The organism is Brevundimonas vesicularis (assembly GCF_900445985.1).
Classification (GTDB): Bacteria; Pseudomonadota; Alphaproteobacteria; order Caulobacterales; family Caulobacteraceae; genus Brevundimonas; species Brevundimonas vesicularis_D.
On sequence record NZ_UAQP01000005.1, the window covers coordinates 667,962 to 694,058 of the forward strand.

The following is a 26,097-nucleotide window of genomic DNA, read 5'->3' on the forward strand; positions in this document are numbered from 1 at the left end:
GGAGGTCGGAGGTGCGTCTGTTGCTGGTGGAGGACGACGTCGACGTCGCGGAAACGCTTGTCGTCTACCTGGAAAGACAGGGCTTCGTCGTCGATGTCGCGCCATCTCTCGCGATCGCAAGGACTGCCGTCGACGCGAATGACTTCGACCTTGTACTGCTGGATCGAGGATTGCCGGATGGCGACGGGGTTTCCCTGATCGCCTATTCGGCTCATCGCAACCGCCGTCAGCGCTATATCATCCTCACGGCCATGGCCACGCCGGATCATCGTGTCGAAGGCCTTGAGTCCGGCGCCGACGACTACATCGCCAAACCGTTCGAGCCGCGTGAACTTCTGGCGCGAATTCGCATCGCCCTGCGTCGTTCGCTTGAGGTGCGCCGCGAAACCCGTCAGTTCGGCCCGCTGATGCATGATCTCGAAAGCGGGGTCTTCTTCATCGACGAGGCGCCTTTGACCCTGCGCCGAACCGAGGCGCTCGTGCTGGAAGCGTTGATGGCGCGGCCTGGCGCAGTGATCCAGCGCGAGACGTTGGAGGCGCGGGTCTATGGCTACGACAAGGTCGTCAACGCCAACTCGCTCGAGTCGCAGATTTCAAGGCTGAGGACCAATCTGGCGCGACGAACCGACAAGGTGCGCATCCAGGCGGTGCGCGGTCTCGGCTATTGTCTGGCGGCGGAAGGCTGACGCCGCTTCGGCTTTCGAAAGGCCTGCCAGACTGGTGCAAGCCTTCTATGCCATACCCTGTTTGACTGGATCTAAGTGTGCGGATTTTCAATGGTTTCGACTGATGACGTAGAGCTGGCCCGACAGAGCGCGGCCACGTTCAAGGAAACCTTCATCAAGATTCGCGCCGAGGTCGGTCGGATGATCGTGGGTCAGGCCGATGTCGTCGATGGCGTTCTCACGGCCTTGATGGCGGGCGGCCACGTCCTGCTGGAAGGCGTGCCGGGATTGGGCAAGACCATGCTGGTCTCGTCGATCAGCCGGGCCATCGACCTGCCGTTCTCTCGCATCCAGTTCACGCCTGACATGATGCCCGCCGACATCGTCGGCACGACGGTTCTCACCGAGGCCGAAGGCGGCGGGCACGAGCTGACGTTCCAACAAGGGCCGATCGTCTCCAACCTGGTTTTGGCCGACGAGATCAACCGCGCCACGCCCAAGACCCAGTCCGCCCTTCTCGAGGTCATGCAGGAGCGCCAGGTCACGGTCGGCCGTCGCACGATCAAGATGCCCGAGCCTTTCTGCGTCATGGCGACCCAGAACCCGGTGGATCAGGAAGGCACCTATCCGCTGCCCGAGGCCCAGCTCGATCGCTTCCTGTTCAAGCTGGTGGTCGGCTATCCGTCCGAAGCCGACTATCACGCCATCATCGACCGCACGACGAGCGGCCATGACGTCGTTCTAAACGCGGTCACCAATGCCGAGACGCTGCAGCAGATGCGCGCGGTCGTGCGTCAGGTTCCGGTCACCGAGGCGGCCAAGGCCTACGCCATCCGTCTGGTCATGGGCACTCAGCCCGGCAGCGACTATGCGCCCGACAGCATCAACCGCAGCGTGGCCCTGGGCGCCTCGCCGCGCGGGGTGCAAAGCCTGATGCTGGCCGCCAAGGTCCAGGCGCTCCTGGACGATCGGTTCTCCGTCTCCACCAACGACGTCGCCGCTGTCGTCATGCCCGTGCTGCGTCACCGGCTGGTGCTGAACTTCCACGCCCAGGCCAACAACCTTTCGGCCGACGACCTTCTGGGCGAGGTCCTGGCGCAGGTGAAGCGCCCCTACGCGACGGACTAGTCCCCAATCTGGACCGTCAAAGAGGGTGCTTAAGGGCGCCGCGGGATCCTGCTTGGCCCGCGGCGCTCCTTTTTACGATGAGGCCCGCCGGTTAGCGGACCTTGCGGCCATAGACGTCCCAAACCTCGACGGGGCCGTAGTTGAGCGCGCGGACGGGAGCCTCGATCTTGGACAGATCGCCCACCACGACCCAGGTCAGGCGAGCCGGATCGTAGGTTTGACGGGCGACGGTATGGACCTGGTCGAGCGTGACCGCCGCCAGACGGGCGCCTGAAGATGCCGCACGATCATAGGGCTGGCCATACGCCGCCGCGCTGGTGATGGCCGCAAGGAAGGCGCTGTTGCCCGAAAAGGCCGAGGGGAGGGCCAGCGTTCGCGCGGTGCGATCCCGTTCCAGCTCTTCGGCGGTCGCCGGTCTGTCGGTCACATAGGCTGCGATCTCCTTGCGGATCTCCGCCATCGCGTCGGCCGTCCGGTCGGCCTCGACCGTGCCTGAGGCGGTGAAGGTCCGCGGGCCAGTGGGCGTGTCGGCCACGCCGCCAGTAAAGCCGTAGGTCCAGCCCTTCTCTTCGCGAAGATTCATATTCAACCGGCTGTTGAAGGCGGCGCCCAAGATGGAGTCCGCCAGTGACGCCGCCGCAGCCTGATCGGCGACGAACGGCGTGGTCAGCTCGCCGACTGTCAGGCTGGTCTGGGCCGCGCCGGGGGCGTCCACCAGGATGATGCGGCCAGGAACGCCGGTCGCCGCGCCTCGCTCGTTCAGAGGCGTCGGGGTGATGCGTCGCCAGTCGCCGAAGTAGGACTGCGCCAGCGTCTTGGCCTGCTCGAGGGTGATGTCGCCGACGAGATAGAGGGTGGCGTTGTTGGGGCCGAGCTCGCGATCATGGAAGGTCTGCATATCGTCGCGCGAAACGGCCTTGGCGTCTTCGCGCGTGCCAATCCGCCCGAGAGGGTGGTCTTCGCCCCATATCGCGCGAGAATAGATTGGGCCGGCCGACTGCAGCGGATTGCGCTCATAGGCGTCGAACTGGGGCGCGACCTGATCCAGCGCCTTGTCGATCTCGGTCTGAGGATAGGTGGGGTGTCGCACCACATCGGACACAAATCTGAAGCCGTCGTCGAGCCGCGCGGCGAGCATGGTCCAACTCACGGCGCTCTGTCGGCTGTCAGCGCCGGCGGAGATGTTGACGCCAGCCTTGGTCGCCTCACGTTGAAGCTGTTCGGCGGTGTAACGGCGCGAGCCGCTGATCAACATGGCCAGCGCGCGGCTGGCCGTGCCACGTCCATAAGCGTCTTCGGCAAGCGCGCCGGTCGAGAACTGCAGGCTCGCGCTAACGATCGGAAGATTGGGGCGGTTGGCCACAACGATCTTGAGCCCGTTGGCGAGCGTCGCCTCGGCCACGGCGGGGAAGGCGATCTTCGTGTCCGCCGGACCCGGGTCGGGCATGCGCGTTGGGTCGGCCACGTTGGACGGCGCGGCGACAGGAACCGGCGTCGGAAGCTGAATCAGCTCGTAATAGGGGCGCGAGAGCACGCTCTGCGTCAGCCGCGCCAAGGCGTGCGGATCGACGTCGCCGATCCACTCGCGCTGCTTGAGGAAATAGACGGGGTCGTCGTGCGTCACGGCGCCCTTGGCGAGCCAGCTGCCGATCGCCGCGCTGCTTTCCATCGTTTTTAGGAGCGAGATGTCGGTGGCCGTCACGACCTGCTCCAGACGATCCGGGTCGGGTCCAGCGGCGAAGAAGGCCGCCAGTTCGCGATCGATGGCGTCGCCGGCGGCCTGCGGCGTCACGCCAGGCTTCAGGGCGACGGACAGGGTGAAGGCGCTGGCCAGTTGACCTTCGCCGACGGATGCGGAGACGCCGTCGGCGATTTTCAGCTTGTCGACCAGAGCGTCGTAGAGCGGCGTGCCTCGCCCCGCCGCCATCGCACGGGCTGCGAGTTGCAAGAGCGTGTTGTCGCGCGGAGACCCATTGCTGAGCGGCCAGGTCCGCGAAATGACGGCCGCCGGAATATTCTCATAGACAATATCGCGCCGGATGTCGGGCATCGACGGAGTCCAGCGATCCGGTCGGCTGATCGGCTCGCCCTGGCGAACGCCGCCGAAATAGAAGGCGACCTTCTCGCGCGCGGTCGCGGCGTCGATGTCGCCCGCAAGGACCAGCACGGCATTGGAGGCGCCGTAGTTGGCGTCGAACCAGGCCTTGACGTCGCCAAGAGTGGCGGCGTCCAGATCTTCCATCGAGCCGATGGTCGTGTGGGCGTAAGGGTGTCCGGCAGGGTTAGTAGCTCTTCAGGAACTGCGCCTCAGCCGCCCGACCCGGGCCGAGTTCGCTCTGGCGCTTCTCGTTCTTCACCACGGCCCGCTGCTCGTCGAGCAGCGCCTGCGTCATCCCGTCTGTCAGATGGCCCATGCGGTCCGCTTCCATCCACAAAGCCCGGTCTAGCGCGTTTGTGGGCACCGTCTGGATGTAGTTGGTGTAGTCTGTGGTCGTGCTGCCGTTCAGGCCCGTGGCTCCAACGGCTTCCAGCGGCGTGAAATATTCGGTGGGACGATTGACCGTCGGCTGGAACATCAAATGCTCGAACAGATGGGCGAAGCCGGTCTTTCCGACGGGCTCGTCCTTGGAGCCGATCCGGTACCAGACGCCGACGAAAACCGTGGGCGCGGTGTGATCGGTGTAGACCAGGGTCGTCAGGCCGTTCGGCAGGGTGAAGGTCTCGTAGGGGATGCGGACCTGGCCCAGTTCGGGGCGCGCCTGGGCCAGCGCCACGCTCGAGGCGCCGCAGGACAAAAGGACGGCCAGCACGACGCCGGCGATGGGTTTTCCGAAGGTCTTCAAGGTCGATCCTCACACGCCGAAGTCGCGTGGCCGCCATCAAACATACGAAGCTTGCGCCAGCCTGACGTCCGAGAGCCTCGCCCTTGGAACGCAAGGAAAAATGGCCCTCGCTAGCGCACAGGCTGTAAGGTTGGTGCAAGCTGCCGGTCCTATGTGACAGTTCTGATGAGTTTGCGCGGGTCGAAATGGAACGGATGATCCAGGGCGTCGATGATGGGTTGCGTCGTCGCCTCGATCGTCTCGAGACGCGCGGCCGCAACGTCCTGTCGACCATGGGTCGACGTCAGGGTTTCGGAACGGCGCTGGCCTGGGCCGCGCCCGCTTCGCTTCTCGGCCCTGCGGCGCTCCTATTGAGTGCTCCGTTTGTCGCACCAAGCTTGATCGCAACGGCAATCGCCGTCGTCGTTCCTCCTGTGGTGGCGATAGGCCTGGCCTATGCCCGAGCGCATCAGTCGACTGCGCGGTCCCGCACTGCGGCCTTGGCGCTCCTCGATCACCGTCTGAGGTTGAACGATCGTCTGCAGACGTCCGACGAGTTTGCACGGCTGGATCGCCGGAGCGCCTTTCATGATGCCGCCCTGCTAGAGGCGGCGCCGTGGGTGGCTCGGGCGCAGGACAGTCCGCTGGCCGATGAAACAGGCGCGCTGAGGCTTGGCCGTTCACGCCTCTGGCTTTGGCCGGTCGCGGGCCTCCTGTGCCTCGGCGCCGCCTTCGTCATGCCCCAGTTCGCAACGGGCGCCGCCGGCGGTGCGGCGAACCCGGCGAGAAACGACCTGACGCCAAGGTCGGCTGCCGCCGCGTCTGACGATCCTTCAGTCAATCCGCCGCTCATGACTGGAGCGGCCCCCTTTGCAGAAGCAGGTCGGGACGCGGGCGCCGCCGTTCGGAGCGGTGAGGACAAGCCCGGGGCTGGATTGATCGCCGCGTTCCAGCGGCTGATCGCTCGCCTGTCGCCGTTCGGCGGCGGCGCCGCGCCGGCCCAAAGCGCCGCCGCGCGTCCGGCCGCGCCGTCCCAGTCCGCCGCCAGCGGCGAAGGCGCGGGCCGCGGCGGTCAGGGCGGAGCGGGAACCAGCGCGTCGCGCAGCGACGCGGCTCAGGGCTCTGACGGCGAGCAGCCCCGCGATGAGGCGCAAGAGGCGCAAGGCGTGGCCGGCGCCCAGAACGAAGCTGACGCGTCGACCTCCCGGACGTCGGGCGGACAGTCCGCCGGCGCCCGCCAAAACGCGCCGTCGGCCAGCCGGCCTCAGCCGCCTCAGGAGGGTTCCGGGTCATCGCAGAGCGGCGAGGGGCAACAGCCCGGCCGCAGCCGGCGTGGCGATCAGGGCCAGTCCAGCCGAGAGCAGGGCGGCGGGCAGGGCGAGAATGGCAGTCAGAGCGGAGCCGAGACTGGTCCCAAAAAGGGTCGCGGCGTGTCCAGCCTGATGCTGGCCACCCCGATGCAGGATCAACTCAGCGGGATGATGAGTCCCGGCCGCGTCAGCACCACCACACGCGATGGCGTGCCCCAGCCCCTGCCGGCGCGTGGCGCGTCGGCGCAGGATCGTGGGAGCGCTCGGGGCGAGGCGAGACGGACAGCGCCGCTGGCGGCCAGCGCCCAAGACCTGCGTGTCACGCGCGACTACTTCAATGCGCGCAACGCGGGCGGCCGCTGATGTTCTATCGCCGTCGCGCGGCCGTCGCCGCGCCAGCCGCAGTCGCTGGCCTCGCCGATCCCCTGACCTTCGAGGCGCTGTTCGATCCAGCCTTTCTGGCGGCGCTTCGTCCGTTTTCGCTGCGGATATCTCGCGCCCAGAAGGGCGGCCGTTTGGCTGAGCAAAGGACCAACGCGCGTGGACAGGGCGCGGAGTTCGCCGACTTCAAACCCTATGTGGCGGGCGACGACCTGCGCGCCATCGACTGGAACGTCTATCGCCGCCTGGGACGCCTGTTCGTGCGGGTGTTCGAAGAAAGCCAGGACATGCCGGTCTATTTCCTGGTGGATCGGTCGCGGAGCCTGTTCGTCGAACAGCCGCCGCGCATTCATGCGGCCCAGGCGGCGACCCTGGCCCTTGCGGCTGTGGCCTTGGACCAGCACGATTCCGTCGGCCTCTTCCCCTTCTCTGACAAGCTGGAAATCGAGTTTCGAGCGGTCTCCGGAAAGGGCAACCTCGCACGCGTAGCGCATAGCCTGGCGGGATATTCGGCGCTGCAAGGCACAGGCCTGGCCGCGGCCCTCTCTCATCTGGCCGGCCTTCGCTTGCGCCAGGGGTTGGTGATCGTGGTGTCGGACTTTTTCGACGAAGCGGGCGTCGAGGCCGTCGTGCGCGGGCTGGAGCAACTGCGGCACCGGCTTCTGCTGGTGCAGATCGTCAAAGCTCATGACGCCGATCCTGAGCGTCACCCGGATTTGAACGGCGACATCCTGCTTGAAGACGGCGAACACGCCCAGCCGACGTCGGTCACCATCACGCCCGATCTGATGGCCCGCTACAAGGCCGCCTACTGTCACTTCAGCAACGTCCTGTCGGACTTCGCCCGGACACGGGGGGCGGGTCTCGTCCAGATTGACGCCGACCGGCCGGTGCGCGACCAGCTGTCGGCCCTGTTCGGCCAGGGCGGGGTCAGGCTGTGAGTTTCCTGTCCCTTCCGATGTGGGCGGTCATCGCCGGCGCCGTCGGCCTCGCCGCCCTGCTGTTCGCCTTGCAGATTCTGAAGGCGCGACAGAAGCTTGTGCGGATCGCCGCCGCCGGCCTGTGGGCGCAGGCGGCCAGGGTCACGCCCTTGCGGGTTTTTCGACAGCGGTTCCAGCGCTGGCTGGCCTATCTGCTGATCCTGGCGATCACGCTTTTGCTGTGGATCGCCGGCGCACGGCCCGAGATGACGCCCGATCGAGACGCTGCGAATCACATCTTCTACCTCGACGCCTCGGCCGTGCTGATGGGACGCGACGACCTGGCGCAGGCGCGTCGCGCCCTGATCGCGGATGCCCGCAACACCGATCCCGCCCGCCGCGCCGTCTATCTGGACGGCTCCGTCGCCACGCCGCTTCTGCGCCCGGGCGAAAACCTCGCCCTGCTGAGCCAACGGCTGGACGGCGTGAAGGCCCGGCCCGCGCCCTCCAGTTTTGCCCATGCTGTCGCCGGCCGGGAGCTGGACGGCGAGATGTCTTCCGGTCGGCCGTCCGTCATCCACTATTACGGCGCGTGGTCGGGCGCGCGGACAGTCGCGCCATCTGCCGATCGCCGTCTGGTCTATGGCTATTTGGCCGCACCGACGCCGGACAATCGCGGCGTGGTCGCACTCGGCGCATCGCCCGCCGCCTCAGGCGACGCCGGACGTGCGGATATCCTGGTTGAGGCGATCGGCGCAGATGGTCGTCCCTTGCCGGCGGACGCTCTGCGTTTCAGCCGCGATGGGCGCGATGTCGTGGCCGATACCCTAGTTCGTCCCGATGGACGGCTGATCATTCGGGACGTGGTCGCGGACGGCGCTCTGTTCACGGTCCGGCTGGCGCGCTCAGACGCCTTCCCAGCAGACGACAAAGCCAGCTTGCGCCTTCCGGACAGGGGCCCTGTAAACGTCGCCTTGTCGCCGGGCGCCCCCGCCGCCGTCGTGCGCGCCGTAAGGCTCAATCCCGCCTTTTCGGTCACAGCGCCGCAGGACGCCCAGGTCGTGGTGCGGCGTTCAGGGGAGCGGTTCGGCGAGAACCGCCCAGCCCTGGTCGTCACCCAATCTGGCGATCAGCCCGCTTTTGTCTTCACCTATGGCGTCGGCGAGCCTGAGCCGGACCTGTCCGGCGCGCTGGACGCCCTTGGGATGTCCGACGTCGAGACCCAGGCGCTGGCCCGCACGACACGGCGCGATGTCTCGGCTGAAACGCGGCCGGGCCAGCAGCGGAGCGTGGCCGTCTGGTCGGCCATGTTCGACGACGGCGGCGGATTTCCGTCGGCCGCCAGCTTCCCCGTCTTCGTGTCGCGCACCCTGTCCTGGCTGATGGATGCCGGCCCCTGGGTTCCTTATGCCCAAGCCGATACTGATCTGACTGATCAGTCGGACCTCTATGGCCTGTCTTCCGATCGCCGGATCGCAGAGCGTGCCCTGAACGGCGACCTGTATTTGAGCCAGGCGGGCGAGACCCGGATCGGCGACCTGCGCCTAGCCGTCTCCTTGACGGATCGCGAGATCACGATGGACGCCGCCCGCGCCGCGCCTTCCGATGTCGTCGTTACGCCGGTTCGCGGCCCGGCTGTCGATCTTCTTTTCATCCTGCTCGTCGTGATCGCCGGCCTGCTGTTGTTGCTCGAGTGGCGGCTGCATCAGCGCGGCGCGATGGCTTGAGGACCGCGTCGTGAACCTGACCTTTCTTCATCCTGAGGCGGGCTGGCTGCTGCTGCTGATCCCCGGATTCGTCTGGTGGGCGCGCAAGGCCTCAAGGGTGCGCGTGGCGCTTCGTACGGCCGTCTTCTTGGCGCTTGTCGCGGCCCTGGCTCAACCCAGCCTGATTGTGCGTCGAGGCGGTCCGACGTCGGTGATCATCGTGGATCAGGGCGCTGCGCTTTCGCCTGCGTCTCGCGCCCTTGCCGCCTCGGCCGCCCAATCGGTTGTGGCGCGGGCGGAACGCAACGGCCCCGTCGTTGTCATCCAGCGGGGCGGCGCGCCTCTCGCCCTTAAGGCAGCGCGGCACGTCACCTTGCCGGAAAGCGGTCAGACGGGCGGCCTGCCTCATGCCCTCAATCTGGCGCTTGCAGCCTTTCCCCTCGGCTCAGAGGGCCGGGTTACGATGATCGGCTCTGGCCTGGGCGCCGATCGCAGTTGGGGGCGTTCCGTCGATGCCCTGCTGGCGCGCGGCGTGGTCGTGGACAGCGTGCCAGTCACCGTTGGACGCCGGGACGCCTTCATCTCCGACGTCGCCATTCCTGCAGGCCGCGCCGGCGAACGCGTCTCGGCGCGGGTACGGCTGGACGGGGTCGGGCAGGATCTGTCGATCTCGGTGTTCAGCGGAGATCGGCGGGTCGGCGGGGCTGGACCGATCGACCTCGACGGCCCAGCCAGCGTGGCTCTGGCGGTCCCCCTCGATCAACCAGGCTTCATGCCGCTGCGTATCGAGTTGACGCGCGGCGGCGCCGTCCTCAGCCGGTTCGAGACGGCGGCCGCCGTGCAGGATCCGCTTCCCATCCTGTACGTCAACGGAGGCCAGGCAGGCGGCGCGGCGGCGCTTCAGAGACTCGCTGGTCCGGGTCTTCGCATCGACAGCCGGGCGCCGATGGCCTTGGGCGGCATCGACCTGTCGGCCTATCGCGCGGTCATGCTGGACGACGTGCCCGCGTCGGCGCTGCCGGTTCCTTCGCAGCAACGGTTGATCGAGGCGGTCCGCTCTCACGGCCTCGGCCTGATGGTGTCCGGTGGGGACAGCGCCTTCGCTGCGGGCGGTTACGCCGGCACGCCGCTCGCCGCCGCCTTGCCCGTGACCATCCGCCAGGATGAGCAGACCGAGGATCCCAGCGTCGCCGTCGCCGTCGTGATCGACACGTCAGGCTCGATGCTGGGCGCGCCGCTTGATCTGGGCAAGCAGGTCGCGCGCCTGGCGGTGCGCAAACTCACGCCGGCAGACAGCGTCGGCGTGGTCGAGTTCTACGGCGGTCGCCAATGGGTCGCGCCGATGCAGCCTGCGCGAGATGTTCCTGAGATCGAGCGCGCCATCGGTCGGGTCCAGGCCCAGGGCGGAAGCGAACATCTCTTCGGCGCCCTGCAGGAAGCCTATTATGGGCTTCAGAACACCCAGGCCCGCTATCGCCATATCCTGGTGATCTCGGATGCTGGGGTGAACGCCGACCGCTATCCCCAACTGATCCGACACATCGCCGAGGACCAGGTCACTGTATCGACCGTGCTGGTCGGCGGCAGCGTCGAGGGCCAAGCCCGGATGGCGCAGTGGGCGCGGCTGGGGCGGGGTCGGTTCTATGTCGTTGGGGACGAGTTCAACCTTGTCGAAATCAACTTCAGACAGCCGCAGCAGAAGCCTCAGCCGGGCGTCAAGCGCGGAGGTTTCGCCCTGGCCGCATCCGCCCCATCTTTCGGTTGGGGTGAGTTGGCGGCGGCCCCGCCCAGGCAGTTGGACGGCTACACCCAGGCGGGCGTAAAGCCGTTGGCGCAGACCCTGATCCGCACGACGACCGGCGAGCCGGTTCTGGCGTCCTGGCAATGGGGCGCCGGGCGTGTGACGGCGCTGATGACCGAGCCGGTCGGGCAGGGAACCGCCCGTTGGCGCAACTGGTCCGGCTACGGCGACTGGATGCAAGGCCTGATCGCCCGAACGGCCGACCCGCGTCCCGACTGGGACGTCCGTCTCGGTCGCGTCGGTGACCGGGTCAAGATCGTGGCGCAGCGTGTCCGCAGCGCCGACACGACCGCCCCCCAGATTCGTTTGCGCAACGTAGCGGGACAATCTGGTCCCGCGCTGTCGACGGTCGAACGTGCGCCGGGTCTGTTTACAGCAGAAGGCCCTGCGCCGATGGGGTCTGCGGTGCTCGCCGAGGTTCGCGACGGACGCGGCGTGTCCCGGGCGGCGCTGCCGGCCGTTTCCGGCGGTCAGTCCGACCGCCCGGTCTCCGAGACCGACGGTCTGCCGCTGGATCAACTGGCGCGTCTGACGGGCGGGACGGTGATCCAAGATCCGTCTCGCGTCGGCGCCGTCGCCCTCTCGCCGGGACGTCCGCCCGCCTCGGCGCTGGACCTTTGGGGCTGGCTCTGTTGGTTGGCTTTGGCCCTCTATGTCGCCGACATCGTCTATCGTCGCTGGCCGCCCCGGCGGATCGCCGTTTGAGATCGAGATCATGACCCTGCGATCACGCTCCCTGTTTCTCGCGCTCGGCCTTAGTCTGGCCGGCGCCGGCGCCGGCGTCGCGTCGGCAATGGCGCAAACGGCGCCGGGCGGCGAGATTTCGACGCCGCCGACCCCGAACGGCGTCGGTTCACGCGCAATGATCGACACCGCCCTGTCCGGCGCGCGGCTCGACTTCGCCGCGGCGGATCGCCTGTACGCCCGCGCCGTGCTCGCGAACGAATTGAGCGCCGTCTATGGACGCTTGGATGAGCTGTCGGTCGGCGCCGATCCGGAGCGCGCCTGTCGGGTCGGCGTTTTGAAAGCGGTGCTGGAATGGCGTGACGGCGATGTCGATGCCGCGACCGACACCGTCTCCGACGCGCTCGATCACTGTCAGTCCACGGACGCGCTGCTCCTGCGAGGTCGCTTGCTGGACATTCAGAACCAGGCCGGCGCGGCATCGGTCTGGTATGAACGGGCGCGTGCGCAATCTGAGGACCCGCAAGAGCGCGCCTTGCTCGACCGTCGCCTGGCGATCATTGGAGTGACGGGACGTAAGCCGGAGGCCCTGTCTCAGCTTGCGGGATCGGGTGACGCGGTCATGGCGAACCGGGCGGCGGCGGTTCTCGGGCTGCTTGGGCGACCCGGCGACGCCGCAGCGCTCTATCGCCCGCAGACGGAAGCCAGCGCGCGGTACAGCGATGGGGTGCGCCTGGCGGATTGGGCCATCAGCCAAGGGACGCCGGATGCGGCCGCCGCTTCAGCCTGGCGTGCTGCCGAGGCCGCCGTGACCACCGAAGATCGGCTCTACGCCCTGGCCCTCTTAGTGGAAGCCTATCGGACAGCGAATCAGCTCGCGGGCGCCGAGGTCTTTCTGGCGCGGAAACCGCGTGGGGCGGAAGTGGATCAGGCTCGCCTCGATGTGCTTTTGGAGCTGCAACGCTACGACGATGCAGTCGCCCTGGTTCGGCAGAGCGGGAACGGCGCGCTGCGCGAGCGGTTGCTCAGTGTGCTGAAGACGGCGGGTCGCACGGCGGAAGTCGAGGCCGAATATCGCCGCCTGATTGCGGCTCAGCCCGCCGACCCCCGTTGGGCCGATGGTTTGGCCGCCCTTTATCTGGAACAGGGCAAGGCGGACGAGGCAGTTGAGGTCTATCGCGGCCTCGCTGTCGCCAATCGCGCCGACGCTGATGTGCAGATCGAGACGGCGCGAAAGATGATCGCCATGGGGATGGGTGAGCAGGCGACCCGTATCCTGGGTGACGCCGGCTCGTCGCCGGCGGTGACCGCCGCGATCCGTCGCTTCGAGGTCGAGACCGCCATAGATCAGGGTCGCGAGGCTGAGGCCGAGGCGGGCCTTCGTGCTCTTGCGGCGGCCGCGCCGCGGGATACGGCCCTCCTTGTCGCCGTGGCGGAAGATTACGAGCGGCTGGGTCGCCAGGATCTGGCGCTCGAAACCCTGCTGGGCGCGGAGTCGCGAGGCGGCGCGCTGGACGACGATCAACAGGCCCATATCGCGGACCTGGCCTTCGCTGCCGGCCAGCCTGCGGAAGCGTTGAGACGTTGGCGGGCGCTGTGGGCCCGCACCCAGCTGCCCGCGCGCAAGGTCTTTCTGCAACGACAGATCATTCGCGCCGCCCGGCAAACGGGGCAGTTGGAGACGATCGCCGCCGAACTCGAAGGGCGGATCACCTCGGGCGCTGCGGATCAGGGCGAGGTGAGCCTGCTGGTCGAAATCCGCATCGCGCAGCAGGACGGCGCGGGCGCTGAGCGCGCGGTTCGCCGCTATGCTGAGCGTTCGCGGTCAGGAGAAGTTCGGACCCTGGAGCAACTGGCGGCGGTTCAGGCGCGACTTAGGAACTACGCCGGTCTCAACGCAAGCCTGGCCCGCTTGGCCGATGTCGATCCCGCCAACGCGGACGCCTATCTGCGCCGGCTGATCATCAATCTGCTGCGTTTCCCGGACCCCGCCGAGAGCGAGGCGGATCGCAATCGTCGCGTGGATGAACTGATGACGCGGATGCGCGCCGCCGGCCAACTCGACGATGTCGAAGCCGCGCGGTTCGCGGCGTCGATTTATACATCGGGATACCGACGCGCCGAGGCGCTGGCCGAACACAGACGCGCTCTCGCGCTAGCCCCGGGAGACGTCGACGCGCTGCTGGAATACACCTCGGCGATGAAGACGGAAGGACAGGCGGCGCAGGCCGCCAGTCTGCTTCAGTTCAAAGCGGAGGCGGCCCCGGGCGCCGCCGCGTTCATGGCCGCCTTGAATGGCCTTCTGGACGTGCTGTCCGCCGGCGACGCAGACAGCGTCTCGGTCCCGGCCGATCTAACGCAAGCCCGCCTGGGGTGGGCGAGGCGCGCAGCGCTGGAGCGTATGCTGCAGGACGGAGATGATGTCCGGCTGTCATCGCTGGTCGGCGATATAGGCCAAGGGCGCGGCGATCCTGAACTGCAGTTGCGCGCCCTCCAATCCTCGCTGGCGGTCGCGGGCGACCAGAAGCCGGCGGTTCTGCGTCAACTGATCAGTCTGACGTCCGACAGTGAAACGACGGTAGGCGACCCGGCGCGCAAGGCGGTCTACGGCCGCCGCCTTGTGGCGATGCGCAAACCCTATCCGCCGGAGGTTTACGCCGACCTCGCGGAGACCTTCCTGAAGGAAGGCGATGTCGCCGGCGCCGAGCGGGCGTTTGCATTGATGGGCGACATCGGCGGGCTGGTGAACGTGGACGCCTTGCGAGGCGAGGCCTATGCCGAGGCTGGAATGACACGCGAGGCGCTGGCCAGCTACCGCGTGGCGCTTTTGCAGGATCAGGACAATCTCGATCTGATCGCCCGCACTGCTGTCCTGCTGGAACAGTCGGGCCAGAAATCGGAAGCCGGCACCCTCTATTGGCGCGGTCTAAACACCCTTGTACAGCGGCAGCCGACACAAAGCGCCAGCGACGCCCTGAAGGCGCTCGACGCCGCTCAGTACACGCCGACGCTGATCGAAGGCGCGCTGTTGACGTGGCCTGCCGATGAGACCCCAGAGCGTTTGGCCGCCTGGCGCCGGACCGCGTCCTCTGCAGCGCTGCAGCCGCAATCGGCCGCATCGGGCGGGGCGGCCAAGCTGGCCGACTATCCCAGGCTCGCGCTGATCGTCAGCATCAACCAGCGGCTGGCTACCTTCCTAGGTGAGGCCGACCTGGGCGAACTCCAGGCATCGCTCCTTGCCCCCTTCGCGAAAGATCCTGACGCACGAACCGCATTGGCCGATCTGCCGGCTCCGGCGACTCAGGCGTCCACAGCGGCGGGAGCTGACTGGCCCATCGCAGATCTGCGACGCCAGTCCGAGGCGAGCGGCGATTTCGATCTGGGTCTGGCCCTGGCCTTCGAAGCCCGGGATCGCGTCCGTATTCGCGCCCTGACCGACCAGGCGATCGCGGCGGACACGCCCTGGCGAGCCCAACGTGAAAAGGGCGTGATCGAAGGCCAGCCGCCGATGTTGGTCTCGCTTCTGCTCAAGGCGGCCGACGTCGACCGCCCAGAGATCGTGCGCGAGGACATTCTGGCGCCGCTGGCGCAGACATCGTTCAACGATCTGGCTCTTTACGACGTCTATCGCATCGATCCCGCCAGGTTCGCCAAGCTGGAGGCCGCCGCAGGTCGTCGCCTGCTTTCGGATGACGTCCTCATCCAACTGCTGGTTTCGCGCGGTAATGATCCGCTTCCCGTGGCGGGCGCGGCGGGCCGGCGAGCCGGCGGGCCGACGCCCCTGCAGGTGATGACGCAACGGTTCGAGCCGGATCGGCTCATTGACCTCTACGATGCGCTGGTTGAACGTCTTGAGCAGACGGGCGCGGCCTCGGGGCTGCAGAAGGCTATCGCCGGCTATCTGCTCGACGCCTCTATCACCCCGGCGCAAAGGGCTCGGCTGCAAGCCGTCTTGATCCGGGACATCAGCGCTGAACGGTCGGCGGCGGCTGACACCGGCGCCGGCTTTGTCGAGTTGCTTTTGCGGTTGGATGCGCCGCCCGCCAACCAGGAGGTCTTGATAGCGGGCGCGCGGGTCGTCGCGGCGCGCTACGCCGACAGCGCGCGTCTGCCGGAGGTTCTGACAGCTTGGTTTGCTGGTGATCGCGCCCGGGCGTTCGAAGCCTTGACCGCTCTGCAAGAGGCGATGGAAACGCCGCCATTAAGTCTCGCGGGACTACTGACGCAGAAGTTCGAGGTCGAGCGTCAGGCGGCATTTGACGCCTTCCTATCGGCGCCCCGGCTAAGTCGTGAGGAGACGGCTCGCTTCCGAAGACGCTTCTTGCGAGGCGAAGCTGCCAAGACGCCGGTCAATCCCAAGGTCGCCGCCGCCTACGCCAAACTGGTCTCCGTCGAGCCGGAGAACGGCGCCTATGTTGCGGGCCTGCTTCTGATCCAGGCCAAGGCCGGCGATTTCCTCGCCTTTGCCGCGAGCGCAGCCCCGTACGCCGCGAGCCGATCCGAGGATCAGGTGCTCGCCACCCTGCTGGGCCTAGCCTACCGTCTGACAGACAATCCCGCCGACGCGGCGCGCGTCGCGCAAGCGTCGAGCGTCGGTCTGGATGATCCCGAATGGATCGGTCAACTCGTCACCCGAGCTGCAGCTCCGCGCCACGGCGAAGTCGATCTGCTGAGCGTCTTCGAGCCCGTCTGGGCCACTTATAGGCAACGTTTTCCGCAAGCGCCAGCTGTCGCCGCCCTGGCTGTTCAAGAGCCAAAGCGTATGGCCACGGCGGCCGCTCGGCCGCTAGATCGACTGATTGAGCCGCAGATGCAGGGTGCGGCGATAGCCGACGCTCTTCGCGGTCTATGGCGCTCCACGGCGCCACGCGGACGCGAGGAGGGCGACACGACCGATCGTCAGGCCTTGATCGACAGTCTGGCGGATCCGACAGCCGCCGGTTATGGCGCGCCGGTTCTGGCGGCCTTGACCGACGATCCCGCCGTCACGGCAGAGGTCGAAGCCGAGCTCTCGAGCCTGTCGGGAGCCATGCAGGCGCGGCAGATGCGACTTTATGACAGGATTGCAGACGGTCTTTGGAGCCAGGGCGCGGGACAGGCGCGGCTTGACGCGCTTGCCGGCCGACTGTTGGGACCGCCGATCGGCGTCAATGACCTTGCGCTCTTCCTGGCGCTCGAGCGCAAGGCTCCGGTGGCGCTGAATGAAGAGCGGCTGGCGGGGTTGACCCGACAGTTGCGTTTTGTGTCGACGCCATCCGCTGGCCTGAGATTGGCGGCTGCACGCGCCTATGGGCGCGCCGGTGAAAATGCTATCGCCGCAGAACTGATGCAGGCTGCGCTGCTGCAAAGTCTGTATCCCGCCGATCGCGACTCCGTCGATCCAGGTGATCCGCCGCTGGATTCTGACACCTTCGCAGAGGCGTTGGCGACATTCTCCAACGGGCTGGCTGCTGAACGGATTCGAAGGGACCTTGCGCAGTTGGTGAAGCGGCAAACCGCCAGTTCCGCCGGAAATCGCTTCGAGGGTCTCGCGACCGACTGAGGTCCACGCCGCGGTAAGCCTGCTGTTTTGACCCTCTCGGGCATCGGCTAGGATAAGGCATGAGCGCTCAAGGGCGAGGAGGATGGGTTGGGTCTGGCGATACGAAGTCTGCACCGGTCCATGTTCGGGCAACTGGCGCTCATCACCATTCTGTTCGTGGGGTTTGGCGTCTACTTCTTCACACTGCGCCCTCTGCTGTCCGTCGAACCCTCCGGCGTCGCCGACCCCGTGCAGATCACAGCCTCTAGCGCCTCTCAGGTCCTCAGCCGGTTCGCCTTCGCCGAACGCGAGCGCCCGGGCGCAGGCGGCGACCTCGCCGCTGATCCTGTCTTGCGCGACATCAAGGCGCACAATCCGCAGTTTCGTTATTTCATAAAGGTCCACGGGCGTGAGTTTCGCTCGGGTGAAGGAACACCCTTCTTCATCAGCCTGGCTTTCGACAGGCTGCAAAAGCAGGATTTGACGAAGGCCTATTCAGGCCTGTGCCTGACCAGCACGAACGACGACCCTGGCGGACCTGGACGCAGCTTTCTCGCCTATTCGGAATGTGGAGGTCAGGCGAGCTACTACGAGTACGCGGGGATCGAACATGCGACGACTACGGCGGCCAGCGGATCGGTGCGGCTCTACAGCAAATTCATCTGGAGTTACGGGGGCATCTTCCTGTTCACCGTCGGGGCGGCGTTCGTCGTTTTCGCAATCATCCTCCTGGCGAACGTTCTGCGCATTCGCAGGGTCGCCGCCATGGCGCGCGATCTCGATCCCGACAATCTGAGCGACCTCTTCCCGGAGAAGGGCCTCCCCCTGGAGGTCGCGCCCCTTGTATCGGCGCTCAACCAGATGATCGTGCGGGTCGACGAGGCCCAGCGTCGACAGCGCTTCTTCCTGTCGGCCGCCGCCCACGAGATGCGCACCCCTCTTACGGTGCTGCGCACCCGTCTCGAAATCATGGACGACGGGCGGCTGAAGGAGAAGCTGATCTCCGACGTTCGACGTCTGACCGACCTGGCGAACCAGTTGCTCAAGCTGATGACGATCGGCGAGGCGCCGGAGCCGCTGAAGGAATCCGATCTGGTCACGCTGACGGGGAGGGCGGTTGGCGAACGCGAAGTCGTCGCGGCCCGTCGCGGTCTCGATCTCGTCTTCGAACGCGAAGTGACGCGCTACACCCTCTGGGCCGATCCGGGCCTGGTCGAGACTGCGATCGGCAATGTGATCGACAACGCCCTGTCGTTTTCGGCTGAGGGACAGCGCGTCGTGGTGCGGCTGGACAAGGATGGCTGGGTCAGGGTGCGCGACCAGGGGCCAGGTATTCCCACCGAACAAATGAAATCGCTGTTCGAGCCGTTCACCCGCTTTTCGACGGGACGTAGCGGTTATGGGCTGGGGCTTGCGATCGTGAAAGCTGTGGTCGATCGGCACGAGGGCGCGGTGGAGATCGGAGAGGCTCAGGGCGGGGGCGCCGAAGTGGCGCTGCGCTTTGATCCCGACGCGTCCTCGCGGCCATGACGACAGCCAGACCAGGTCTGCCGAAATGAGACGGCGCCAGTTTCCGATCAGCTTGATCGAGTACAGATCGAGCGATCTGTCCTGGAGACTGACATGCACGCTCTGATCCTGATCGCCGGCCTGGCCATCAACGCGCCCCAGCCCGCCACTGGGCAGCCACAGCAGCAAGCCGCGGCAGCCGAGGCGCCCATGATCGCTTCCAAGGAGTCGGCCCTGACCCGCGACAGCCGTGGCCGACCGACGATCGAGGCTGAGATCAATGGGAAGGGACCCTTCCGTATGGTCGTCGATACCGCCGCGCAGACCAGCCTTCTGACGCCGGCGCTGGTCGACGAGCTGGGGTTTCCGGCGATTGGGGAGATGGGTGTCGGCGGGGTCGCTGGCCAGCAGCAGGCTGCGCTTTATGGCGTCGATCATTTCAAGACAGCCCTGTTTGATAGGACGGCCGTCGGCATGATCGCCTTGCCGAACGCGACGGTCACCGAGGCGCGCGGCATCGTCGGCATGGAGGTTTTCACCCAGGATCGCGTCGTCTTCGACAACGCTGCAACGCGTCTTTCGATCGAACCCTCCGGTATCCCGAAGACGGGCTTTGTCTCCGTCGCCGGCCGCCTCAACGACAGCGGCCTGCTTGAGGTGCCGGTCGACATCGACGGCGTAACCTTCAACGCTTTGATCGATACCGGCGCATCCGTTTCCGTGGCGTCTGGAGGGGCCTTGAAGGCCCTCGGCTGGACGGAGACCGATTCGCACCTTGCGCCAGCAGGCGAGATCCGCGGTGCGACCGACCATGGGACGGCGGTCCTAGAGGGAACTGTGAATCGCATCCGTTTGGGGCCGGTCAACTTCCAGAACGTGCCGTTGATCTTCGTTGCTGACGAATCCCCCGACGCCAGGGGGGGCAAACGCCAGAGCTGATCCTCGGGTCGGACCTGTTGAATAACCTCGATGCCTTCGCCCTGGATTTTCCCAAGGCGGAGCTTCAGGTTCGGATACCGAAATAGCACCGACACCATGGCTCTCGCTCTTGTGTCGTGGGAAGAGGGCGTGGCGTTGTTCTGATCGAGAGCCTAAGTCGGTCGTGCTCCTCGACCTCAACATCGGGGCGGCGTGCGCACGGCTGAATGTCGCCACAACTGGCGGCGCCATTTCAGAAAACCTGTCGATCAGCGGCGGCCCCGTCGGCGGGTGCAGGGGATCGCCCTAGAGCACGGCGACCACGCCAGCGCGCTGAGCAATTATGCATGCCAGAAGATCAGAATCAGCAAGCGTCTGAGGCTTGGATCTTTTGAGTTTAGGCTATTCCCGTCGGAATGGCGGAGAGGGTGGGATTCGAACCCACGGTACCCTTCCAGGCACGCCGCATTTCGAGTGCGGTACATTCGACCACTCTGCCACCTCTCCGCGGCGCCGATATCGCTTGGTCGAGCGAGGGGCTTCTCTAGTCGGAGCCGCAGCGCTTCGCAACCCGTCTGTGAAAGAAATCCGACGCTATCTTTGCGCGGGCAAGGAGAGGCCCGGCGCGGCGCCGGTCTGAGCGTCCACGCCCTTGAATCGAAACAGTTCGGCGGGTCGGCCGCCCGTGGTGGAAGACAGCTGTCCGGTGGGTTCGACCAGCCCCGTGCGCTCCACGCCCCGCCGGAAATTCTGCTTGTGCAGGCTGAGGCCCGAGACGGCCTCAGCGCCCGCCTGGAGTTGGGACAGGGTGAAGACGCCAGGCGTCAGATCGAACAGGACCGGGCGGTATTTCAGCTTGCTGCGCAGACGGCCAAGCGCCGTCGCCAGGATGCGCCGGTGATCGGAGGACATGATGCGGCCCGGCATGGGCTGCGTGGGTGACAGGCCGGCGTCGCGCCAGGCCTCGGCGACCAGACGCGCTTCGTAGAGCAGTTCATAGCGCTCCAGGACCCGCTCCTCATTCCAGCGGTGATCGGGCGTCAGGGCGAACAGGGCGCGGGCGCGAGCCAGTCGGTGCTCGTCGCCGTCGGCCCAGGCGTGCAGGCCTTTCGTGATCTGAGTGTCTTGGCCGCCGCGCCGGTCTTCCCAGGGAAAGAACTCGAACACGGCGTCCCAGCGGGCGTCGTGGGTCTGGCCTTCCGCGGCGTCGGGCGTCAGGGCCAGATAGCCGACGGAGACCTCTCTGTGCCGGCCAGGACCGGGGGTGGCGCGCGGCGAGGCGCGGCCCGCGTCGCCGAAGGTGTAGAGCTGTTCGACGAAGCCTAGTCGGAAGCCTGTCTGGGCGGTCACGAAGTCCCGCAGGGCGCGTTCGAAGGTGCGGTCGCGCACAGGATCGAAAGGCCCGAAGGGCAGGGCGCGTGAACCGTCCTCGGTCGGGGTCGTCAGGACGACGGCCTGTCGGTCTTTCAAGGTCATCACGACCGCCGACAGACCGATGCGAACACCATCCTCCGCCCCCTGGGTCATCGCTTTATTCCGTGTGCCAGGCGTCGTCGGCGGGGATCAGGCCGACGGCTCCAGCCAGGACGCGGTAGCGTTCCAGATAGCGGGCCTGGGCAACCGGCGCGGGTTGAGGTTCGATCGTCAGGCTGTAGCCCTCGGGCGGACTGCCGAAGAAGCCCAGCGATTCCTTTTCGGTGAAACCCGCCAACTGCGTCGCCTCGAAGAAGGCACAGGCCTTGTCGGCCTTCTTGATCAGGGTTTTGACCGTCTGAGGCGTCTTGGGCGGCAGGCCGTAGCGCAGGTGGATCGCGGCTTCCAGCTTGGCCTCGAAATCCTTGTACCCGGCCCCGAGCGCCGCTTTGAACGGCGAGATCATGTCGCCGATGACGTATTCCGAGGCGTCGTGGAGCAGGGCGGCCAGACGCCATTTCGGATCCAGGCCGGGCTTGATGTGGGCGGCGATCTCTTCGACCACGCACGAGTGCTGGGCGACCGAAAAGGCGTGCTCGCCGATGGTCTGACCGTTCCAGCGGGCGACGCGCGCCAGGCCATGGGCGATGTCCTCGATCTCGATGTCGAACGGCGACGGGTCCAGCAGATCCAGGCGACGACCGGACAGCATGCGCTGCCAGGCGCGGGGGGCGTTCTTCTTGGTGGGGCGCTCGGCCAAATCGCGTGTCCTGATCGCTTGTCGGCTGGTCAGGTGACGCAAAGATACGCCGGGATCAAGCGGGAGGGACCAGACGGCGCAGGAAATCGCCGCGTCAGCGTCCGACGTTCAGTGTGACCAGTTCCTTGGCGTCGTCGAAAATGCCGTCGTTGCGGCGATCCTTGGACCTGACCACGGCGATCACGATCGGGCCGCCGCTGGGGCCGCGCGCCTCGAAGCCCACCTGGCGCCAACCCGCATCGCCGGGCTGATCGTCAGCCAGGATATAGGTCATGCGCGTCGCCGCGCCCGGCGCACGGGTGCGCACGCGCGTGGAGTTGTCGTTGGCGTCCACGCTGACCGTCGAGGTTTCGGTGCGGACGTTTTGTCCGTCCTTGGACTGGATGTTGATGCCGCCGATGCGGACGCTGGCGTTATCGCCCTGGGTCTCGATCTTCAGGCCCGGCAGTCGGACCGAGGCGTCTTCGCCGCGCGTCTTGATGTCAACCCCAGGCGCCTGGACGGAAGTCGTATCGCCTGCCTCGATCGATGGCGGAGGCGGCGGCGCATCGCCTGCGCCCGGGGCCAGCCGCGCGACCGTATGAGGCAGATCGGCGCTGGCGCGCGCTTCGAAGTCCCGCAGCACGTCATCGACGGAGCGCCCATCCAGCTTGACCAGATGCAGCACGACGTCGGCGCCCTTGGGGCCGCCATAGACGCAGTTTGCGCCGCCCGCCGCCGCCAGGCCCTTTCGCGTCAGGACGCCAAGATTGTCCGGGCATTGCAGAGCGTCGATCACCTTCAACACGCCTGCGCCCTGATCGTCGTTGGACGAGGTGGTGGTGATGCGGACCGAGTTGTCGCCGTCGCAGGCGGCCAGGCTGGCGCTGAGGGCTAGATAAAGCAGGATATGACGCATGGTCGAACCTCTCTTGGCCCTCATTCTGCGCGCTGCGGCCGCGTGATCCAGTGAAATCGCGGTAATCACCGGGTCAGCCGCCGGGGCGCGAGCCTTCGCGGCGGTTCAGGAAGGCCAGGCGTTCGAACAGATGCACGTCCTGCTCGTTCTTTAGCAGCGCGCCATGCAGCGGCGGGATCAGCTTGTTCGGCGTCTTCTCACGCAGGGTCTCGGCGTCGATATCTTCGACCAGCAACAGCTTCAGCCAATCCAGAAGCTCTGAGGTGGACGGCTTCTTCTTCAGGCCCGGCGTGTCGCGGATTTCGTAGAACGTCTTCAACGCCTCGGAAACCAGGCGCGGTTTGATGCTGGGGAAGTGCACATCGACGATGGCCGACAGGGTCTCGGCGTCGGGGAAGCGAATGAAGTGGAAGAAGCAGCGGCGCAGGAAGGCGTCGGGCAGCTCTTTTTCATTGTTGGAGGTGATGATGACGATGGGGCGCACTTCGGCGCGGATCGTCTCGTCCGTTTCCTGGACGTAGAACTCCATCCGATCCAGTTCCTGAAGCAGGTCGTTCGGGAACTCGATGTCGGCCTTGTCGATCTCGTCGATCAGCAGGACGGGGCGGGTAGGGGCGGTAAACGCCTCCCACAGCTTGCCCTTCTTCAGATAGTTGCGGACGTCATGGACGCGTTCCTCGCCCAACTGGCTGTCGCGCAACCGGCTGACGGCGTCGTATTCATACAGGCCGTTATGGGCCTTGGTTGTGGATTTGACGTGCCAGGTGATCAACGGCGCGTCAAAAGCCTTGGCGATCTCATAGGCCAGGACCGTCTTGCCTGTGCCGGGCTCGCCCTTGATCAGCAGGGGACGCTCCAGTGCGACCGCGGCGTTCACCGCGACCTTGAGGTCGCTCGTCGCGATATAACGGTCCGTGCCTTCGAAACGGCTCATAGAAAAACCCACTCCGTGTTTCCACGAAGTGGGTTAGCGGATCACTTGCGCCGTGAACAGCGATCAGGTGATGCGCTTGGCCGAGACCGGATCGCTGGCGGGGAAGGTTTCTTCCAGACCCTCATCCACGAGCGCCTCCTGGCGGCTTTCGGACTTTTCGATCTTGTCGAGCTGGTCCGGCACACCGTCCTGCGAGGTCGTGCGCTTGGCGTGCGGGGCGTCGGTGGACGCGTCGTGACGGGCTTTATCGTCGGTCATGTCATTGTCTCCTTATCGCGCCGGAGCGTCTTGATCGCCGTCCGGGCCGTATCCCAAGTCCGTAATGTCGTCGTCCGAGAGCCTTTTGGCTTCCCAGTGGGCGGCGCTGGCCTGTGCGCCGCGTTCGTTTTCCATCAGGCCGGAATAGACGAGCTCGATTTCATCCGGCGCTGACGCCGGCCCGCCTTCGGCGTCGATCTGATCGCGGTTTTCGCCATCGACGCCCAACAGGGCGTCGGCTTCGCGTTCGATGCCGTCGAGCGCTAACTGGTCATCGAGATCGACCTCGGCGTCCTCGTCGAACTCCTCTTCGTCGGCGTCGCCATCCGCCTGGGTCACGTCCAGCACTTGGTCGGCTTCATCCAGCAGAAATTCGCCGTCGCCCTCGTCGTCCAGATGGGTTTCGTCGAACGTCTCAGACTGTTCCTGATCGTCCTGATAGTCGTTGTCCGGCATGGTCGTCTCCTCTTCGACAAGCCAACGCAACGGCGACGATACGCGTTCCAGCGGATCGCTCTCACAAGGGATGGTTAACTGATGCCGGGGTAGAGCCTGATTCACTCGGAGCTGTCGTGCGCGACCGGCTCGACCACGACTGGAGTACGGTCCTCAATGGCCTTGAAGCTGTCGCTGAAACCCGGCGAGAAGTTCGTTCTGAATGGCGCCGTGGTCCAGAACGGCGATCGTCGCGGCGTGCTGATCTTGCAAAATCGCGCCAGCGTCCTGCGCGAGAAGGATATCATGCAGGCCGAGGACGTCACCACGCCCGCACGCCGCATCTATTTCCCGATCATGATGATGTATCTGGACGAGAGTTCGGCGTCGAAGTTCTTCGACGAACTGGCCCTGCGGATCACGGAATTCATGGGCGCCACGCAGAATCCCGAGATTCTGGCGGAATGTGTCGCGGCCTCGCGTCATGTGCTGGCGCGCGAATACTACAAGGCCCTGATGTCGGCGCGTAAGATTGTCGAGTATGAAGAGAGAGTGCTGAATGTCGCTTCAGGCCTACACAGCGGCGGCGGCGAGAGCTGAGAGTCCGCGCGACCTTGAGTACCGTCTGTTCGGTCAGGTTACGCGCGCTCTGGTTCATGCTTCGACCGTCGATGAATCCGACATCGCCACCCGAATCGATGCGCTGGACTGGAACCGGCGTCTCTGGTCGACGCTGGCCGGCGAGTGCAGCGATCCGGGCAACGCCCTGGGCGCTCCGATGCGGGCGCAGATCATTTCGCTGAGCCTGTTCGTCAATCGCCATTCCTCGGCGATCATGCGGGGCGAGGAAAGCTTTCAGGACCTGATCGACATCAACCGTATGATCATGCAGGGCCTGTCCGGCGGGGCCTCGCCGACGCAGTAGATCGGCACGTGTTCACGAAAGCGCGAAGCCCATTGGCGCAAGCCGTTGAGCCGTCTTATGTTTCACCTCCCTGTTCAACAGTCGAAAGGAGGTGATCCAGTGTCTCATTGTCATCAATCGCGAGCGGCGACCGCGACCCTGGCCCTCGGAGAGGGTCTGGTCTGAGCCTTTCAGACTGAGTTGCGGCCGGACCGTTCGCGGTCAGGCAATGAAGGGGCGTCGGGGAAACCCGGCGGCCCTTTTTGTCGCCGTCAGTGCAGCAGCTTGGCCAACCAGCCGGTGAGGTGCTGAGCGACCTCGACCACCGTCGCCCAGATCAGGAACAGGTAAAACGCGCTGGCGACCGTCGCCACGATGCCGAGCAGAATGGCGACGCCGTCGCGCTGCATCATGCCCAGGGCGAAGAGAACCAAGGCGATGCCGGGCAGGGCGTCCCCAAACGGGATGGGCAGGGCCATGATCAGGGCCAGCACGACGCAGACCAGGCCGGTGAAGGTGTCGGCGACATCGCCGGTCAGCAGCGGCAAGCGCGGCCGGGTCAATCGTTCGATCGCGCGAACCATCTTCAGGACGCTCAGGCCGTTCGGCCGTCTGCGAACGGCGCGCCTCACGCCGTCGGAAAAGATATAGCGGCGCCCAGCGATCCGCACCTTTGCCGACAGCACCCAGCGGCGTAGCCAGGCCGGGGCTGCGAACGGAGTGGCGATCAAGGAATTGTAGGCAGAGCGGGACACCGAGGCCTTCAACATCCAGCGCGGCAGCCACACACTCTGCCTCTGGAAGGCCAGTTCCAGGGACATAAGGATGATTGGCACGGCGAAGACCGCCTTGCCGCCCGGCGGCCAGGGCAGGAGCGCCAGTAGCGACAGGATCAGGATCATGGCCCCGAAGCCGCGCTCGCCGAACGACGCGACCAGTTCGGCCATGGTCAGCTTGGGTTCTGGGGCGTGGCCGAGATCTTCAAGGACGTCGGAAAACCGCCGCAGGTCGTCGTTCGGAGGCGGTTGGGCGGGCATCAGGCGGGGCGCTCGGCTGTAGATTGCGCCCATCTAGGCGGTCGGCGCGCGGATCGCCACTTACAGAACGGACAGGCGACCAGATAAATCGAC

At 66.2% G+C, this 26,097-nt stretch carries 20 protein-coding genes and 1 tRNA gene; 11 read left to right on the forward strand and 10 right to left on the reverse strand.

Going from position 1 to position 26,097, the window contains the following annotated elements; all coding sequences use genetic code 11:
* The first annotated feature begins 11 nt into the window (after window positions 1–11).
* Window positions 12–686 carry a response regulator transcription factor gene (locus tag DT343_RS03400; protein ID WP_112861744.1) on the forward strand — a complete coding sequence of 225 codons (675 nt, stop codon included), beginning with the start codon at window positions 12–14 and terminating at the stop codon, window positions 684–686.
* A 90-nt stretch (window positions 687–776) separates the two neighbouring features.
* Window positions 777–1,793 (forward strand): AAA family ATPase, encoded by a 1,017-nt coding sequence (locus tag DT343_RS03405; RefSeq protein ID WP_112861745.1) that lies wholly within the window; start codon window positions 777–779, stop codon window positions 1,791–1,793.
* Between the two features lie 91 nt (window positions 1,794–1,884).
* On the opposite strand, the gene DT343_RS03410 is transcribed toward DT343_RS03405, so the two are convergent.
* Window positions 1,885–4,035 carry a M16 family metallopeptidase gene (locus DT343_RS03410; protein ID WP_220116444.1) on the reverse strand — a complete coding sequence of 717 codons (2,151 nt, stop codon included), beginning with the start codon at window positions 4,033–4,035 and terminating at the stop codon, window positions 1,885–1,887.
* Between the two features lie 40 nt (window positions 4,036–4,075).
* The gene (locus DT343_RS17605) at window positions 4,076–4,636 is read right to left on the reverse strand and encodes a M16 family metallopeptidase (RefSeq protein ID WP_220116446.1); all 561 of its coding nucleotides are present in this window, start codon (window positions 4,634–4,636) and stop codon (window positions 4,076–4,078) included.
* Between the two features lie 185 nt (window positions 4,637–4,821).
* On the opposite strand from DT343_RS17605, the gene DT343_RS03415 reads away from it, so the two are divergent.
* From DT343_RS03415 to DT343_RS03445, 7 genes are all read left to right on the forward strand, one after another.
* Window positions 4,822–6,288: a hypothetical protein gene (locus DT343_RS03415; RefSeq protein WP_146756701.1), complete on the forward strand. Its 1,467-nt coding sequence runs from the start codon at window positions 4,822–4,824 to the stop codon at window positions 6,286–6,288.
* Window positions 6,288–7,247, forward strand: coding sequence for a DUF58 domain-containing protein (locus DT343_RS03420; RefSeq protein WP_112861747.1), 960 nt, complete (start codon window positions 6,288–6,290; stop codon window positions 7,245–7,247). The genes DT343_RS03415 and DT343_RS03420 overlap by 1 nt, the downstream gene beginning before the upstream one ends.
* Window positions 7,244–8,953, forward strand: coding sequence for a hypothetical protein (locus DT343_RS03425; RefSeq protein WP_146756702.1), 1,710 nt, complete (start codon window positions 7,244–7,246; stop codon window positions 8,951–8,953). The genes DT343_RS03420 and DT343_RS03425 overlap by 4 nt, the downstream gene beginning before the upstream one ends.
* 10 nt (window positions 8,954–8,963) lie before the next feature.
* Window positions 8,964–11,438 (forward strand): VWA domain-containing protein, encoded by a 2,475-nt coding sequence (locus tag DT343_RS03430; protein ID WP_112861749.1) that lies wholly within the window; start codon window positions 8,964–8,966, stop codon window positions 11,436–11,438.
* A gap of 10 nt (window positions 11,439–11,448) precedes the next feature.
* Complete coding sequence (locus DT343_RS03435; protein WP_146756703.1) at window positions 11,449–16,959, forward strand: hypothetical protein; 5,511 nt, start codon at window positions 11,449–11,451, stop codon at window positions 16,957–16,959.
* A 120-nt stretch (window positions 16,960–17,079) separates the two neighbouring features.
* The gene (locus DT343_RS03440) at window positions 17,080–18,468 is read left to right on the forward strand and encodes a sensor histidine kinase (RefSeq protein WP_112861751.1); all 1,389 of its coding nucleotides are present in this window, start codon (window positions 17,080–17,082) and stop codon (window positions 18,466–18,468) included.
* Between the two features lie 279 nt (window positions 18,469–18,747).
* Window positions 18,748–19,386 (forward strand): pepsin/retropepsin-like aspartic protease family protein, encoded by a 639-nt coding sequence (locus DT343_RS03445; protein WP_220116448.1) that lies wholly within the window; start codon window positions 18,748–18,750, stop codon window positions 19,384–19,386.
* A gap of 396 nt (window positions 19,387–19,782) precedes the next feature.
* Here DT343_RS03445 and DT343_RS03450 read toward each other — a convergent pair.
* From DT343_RS03450 to DT343_RS03480, 7 genes are all read right to left on the reverse strand, one after another.
* Window positions 19,783–19,872: transfer RNA gene (locus tag DT343_RS03450), tRNA-Ser, on the reverse strand.
* A gap of 87 nt (window positions 19,873–19,959) precedes the next feature.
* The gene (locus tag DT343_RS03455) at window positions 19,960–20,892 is read right to left on the reverse strand and encodes an NUDIX hydrolase (protein ID WP_112861753.1); all 933 of its coding nucleotides are present in this window, start codon (window positions 20,890–20,892) and stop codon (window positions 19,960–19,962) included.
* A gap of 4 nt (window positions 20,893–20,896) precedes the next feature.
* A complete protein-coding gene (locus tag DT343_RS03460; protein ID WP_112861754.1) occupies window positions 20,897–21,538 on the reverse strand; it encodes a YfbR-like 5'-deoxynucleotidase in 642 nt (213 codons plus the stop codon).
* Between the two features lie 94 nt (window positions 21,539–21,632).
* Window positions 21,633–22,436 (reverse strand): methyltransferase type 11, encoded by an 804-nt coding sequence (locus DT343_RS03465; protein WP_112861755.1) that lies wholly within the window; start codon window positions 22,434–22,436, stop codon window positions 21,633–21,635.
* Between the two features lie 73 nt (window positions 22,437–22,509).
* Window positions 22,510–23,370, reverse strand: coding sequence for an AAA family ATPase (locus tag DT343_RS03470; protein ID WP_112861756.1), 861 nt, complete (start codon window positions 23,368–23,370; stop codon window positions 22,510–22,512).
* Between the two features lie 63 nt (window positions 23,371–23,433).
* On the reverse strand, window positions 23,434–23,628 hold the full coding sequence (locus DT343_RS03475; protein ID WP_066551817.1) for a hypothetical protein: 195 nt from the start codon (window positions 23,626–23,628) through the stop codon (window positions 23,434–23,436).
* 12 nt (window positions 23,629–23,640) lie between these two features.
* Entirely contained in the window at window positions 23,641–24,084 is a 444-nt protein-coding gene (locus DT343_RS03480; RefSeq protein WP_112861757.1) for a hypothetical protein, read from the reverse strand.
* Window positions 24,085–24,240: 156 nt separating this feature from the next.
* On the opposite strand from DT343_RS03480, the gene flbT reads away from it, so the two are divergent.
* Together flbT and flaF are read left to right on the forward strand one after the other, a co-directional pair.
* Entirely contained in the window at window positions 24,241–24,663 is a 423-nt protein-coding gene (gene flbT / locus DT343_RS03485) for a flagellar biosynthesis repressor FlbT (protein WP_112861758.1), read from the forward strand.
* On the forward strand, window positions 24,623–24,988 hold the full coding sequence (gene flaF, locus DT343_RS03490; protein WP_112861759.1) for a flagellar biosynthesis regulator FlaF: 366 nt from the start codon (window positions 24,623–24,625) through the stop codon (window positions 24,986–24,988). The genes flbT and flaF overlap by 41 nt, the downstream gene beginning before the upstream one ends.
* Window positions 24,989–25,239: 251 nt before the next feature.
* Here the strand turns inward: flaF and DT343_RS03495 are convergent, their stop codons facing one another.
* A complete protein-coding gene (locus DT343_RS03495; RefSeq protein WP_220116450.1) occupies window positions 25,240–26,004 on the reverse strand; it encodes an exopolysaccharide biosynthesis protein in 765 nt (254 codons plus the stop codon).
* Window positions 26,005–26,097 lie beyond the last annotated feature (93 nt).

Bases quoted from the DNA above. Each gene is read 5' to 3' on its own strand.
- DT343_RS03405 (WP_112861745.1), top strand. From the start codon at position 777: ATGGTTTCGACTGATGACGTAGAGCTGGCCCGACAGAGCGCGGCCACG.
- DT343_RS03410 (WP_220116444.1), bottom strand. From the start codon at position 4,035: ATGGAAGATCTGGACGCCGCCACTCTTGGCGACGTCAAGGCCTGGTTC.
- DT343_RS03415 (WP_146756701.1), top strand. From the start codon at position 4,822: ATGGAACGGATGATCCAGGGCGTCGATGATGGGTTGCGTCGTCGCCTC.
- DT343_RS03420 (WP_112861747.1), top strand. From the start codon at position 6,288: ATGTTCTATCGCCGTCGCGCGGCCGTCGCCGCGCCAGCCGCAGTCGCT.
- DT343_RS03435 (WP_146756703.1), top strand. From the start codon at position 11,449: ATGACCCTGCGATCACGCTCCCTGTTTCTCGCGCTCGGCCTTAGTCTG.
- DT343_RS03440 (WP_112861751.1), top strand. From the start codon at position 17,080: ATGTTCGGGCAACTGGCGCTCATCACCATTCTGTTCGTGGGGTTTGGC.
- DT343_RS03445 (WP_220116448.1), top strand. From the start codon at position 18,748: ATGGTCGTCGATACCGCCGCGCAGACCAGCCTTCTGACGCCGGCGCTG.
- DT343_RS03455 (WP_112861753.1), bottom strand. From the start codon at position 20,892: ATGACCCAGGGGGCGGAGGATGGTGTTCGCATCGGTCTGTCGGCGGTC.
- DT343_RS03465 (WP_112861755.1), bottom strand. From the start codon at position 22,436: ATGCGTCATATCCTGCTTTATCTAGCCCTCAGCGCCAGCCTGGCCGCC.
- DT343_RS03470 (WP_112861756.1), bottom strand. From the start codon at position 23,370: ATGAGCCGTTTCGAAGGCACGGACCGTTATATCGCGACGAGCGACCTC.
- DT343_RS03475 (WP_066551817.1), bottom strand. From the start codon at position 23,628: ATGACCGACGATAAAGCCCGTCACGACGCGTCCACCGACGCCCCGCAC.
- DT343_RS03480 (WP_112861757.1), bottom strand. From the start codon at position 24,084: ATGCCGGACAACGACTATCAGGACGATCAGGAACAGTCTGAGACGTTC.
- flbT (WP_112861758.1), top strand. From the start codon at position 24,241: ATGGCCTTGAAGCTGTCGCTGAAACCCGGCGAGAAGTTCGTTCTGAAT.
- flaF (WP_112861759.1), top strand. From the start codon at position 24,623: ATGTCGCTTCAGGCCTACACAGCGGCGGCGGCGAGAGCTGAGAGTCCG.
- DT343_RS03495 (WP_220116450.1), bottom strand. From the start codon at position 26,004: ATGCCCGCCCAACCGCCTCCGAACGACGACCTGCGGCGGTTTTCCGAC.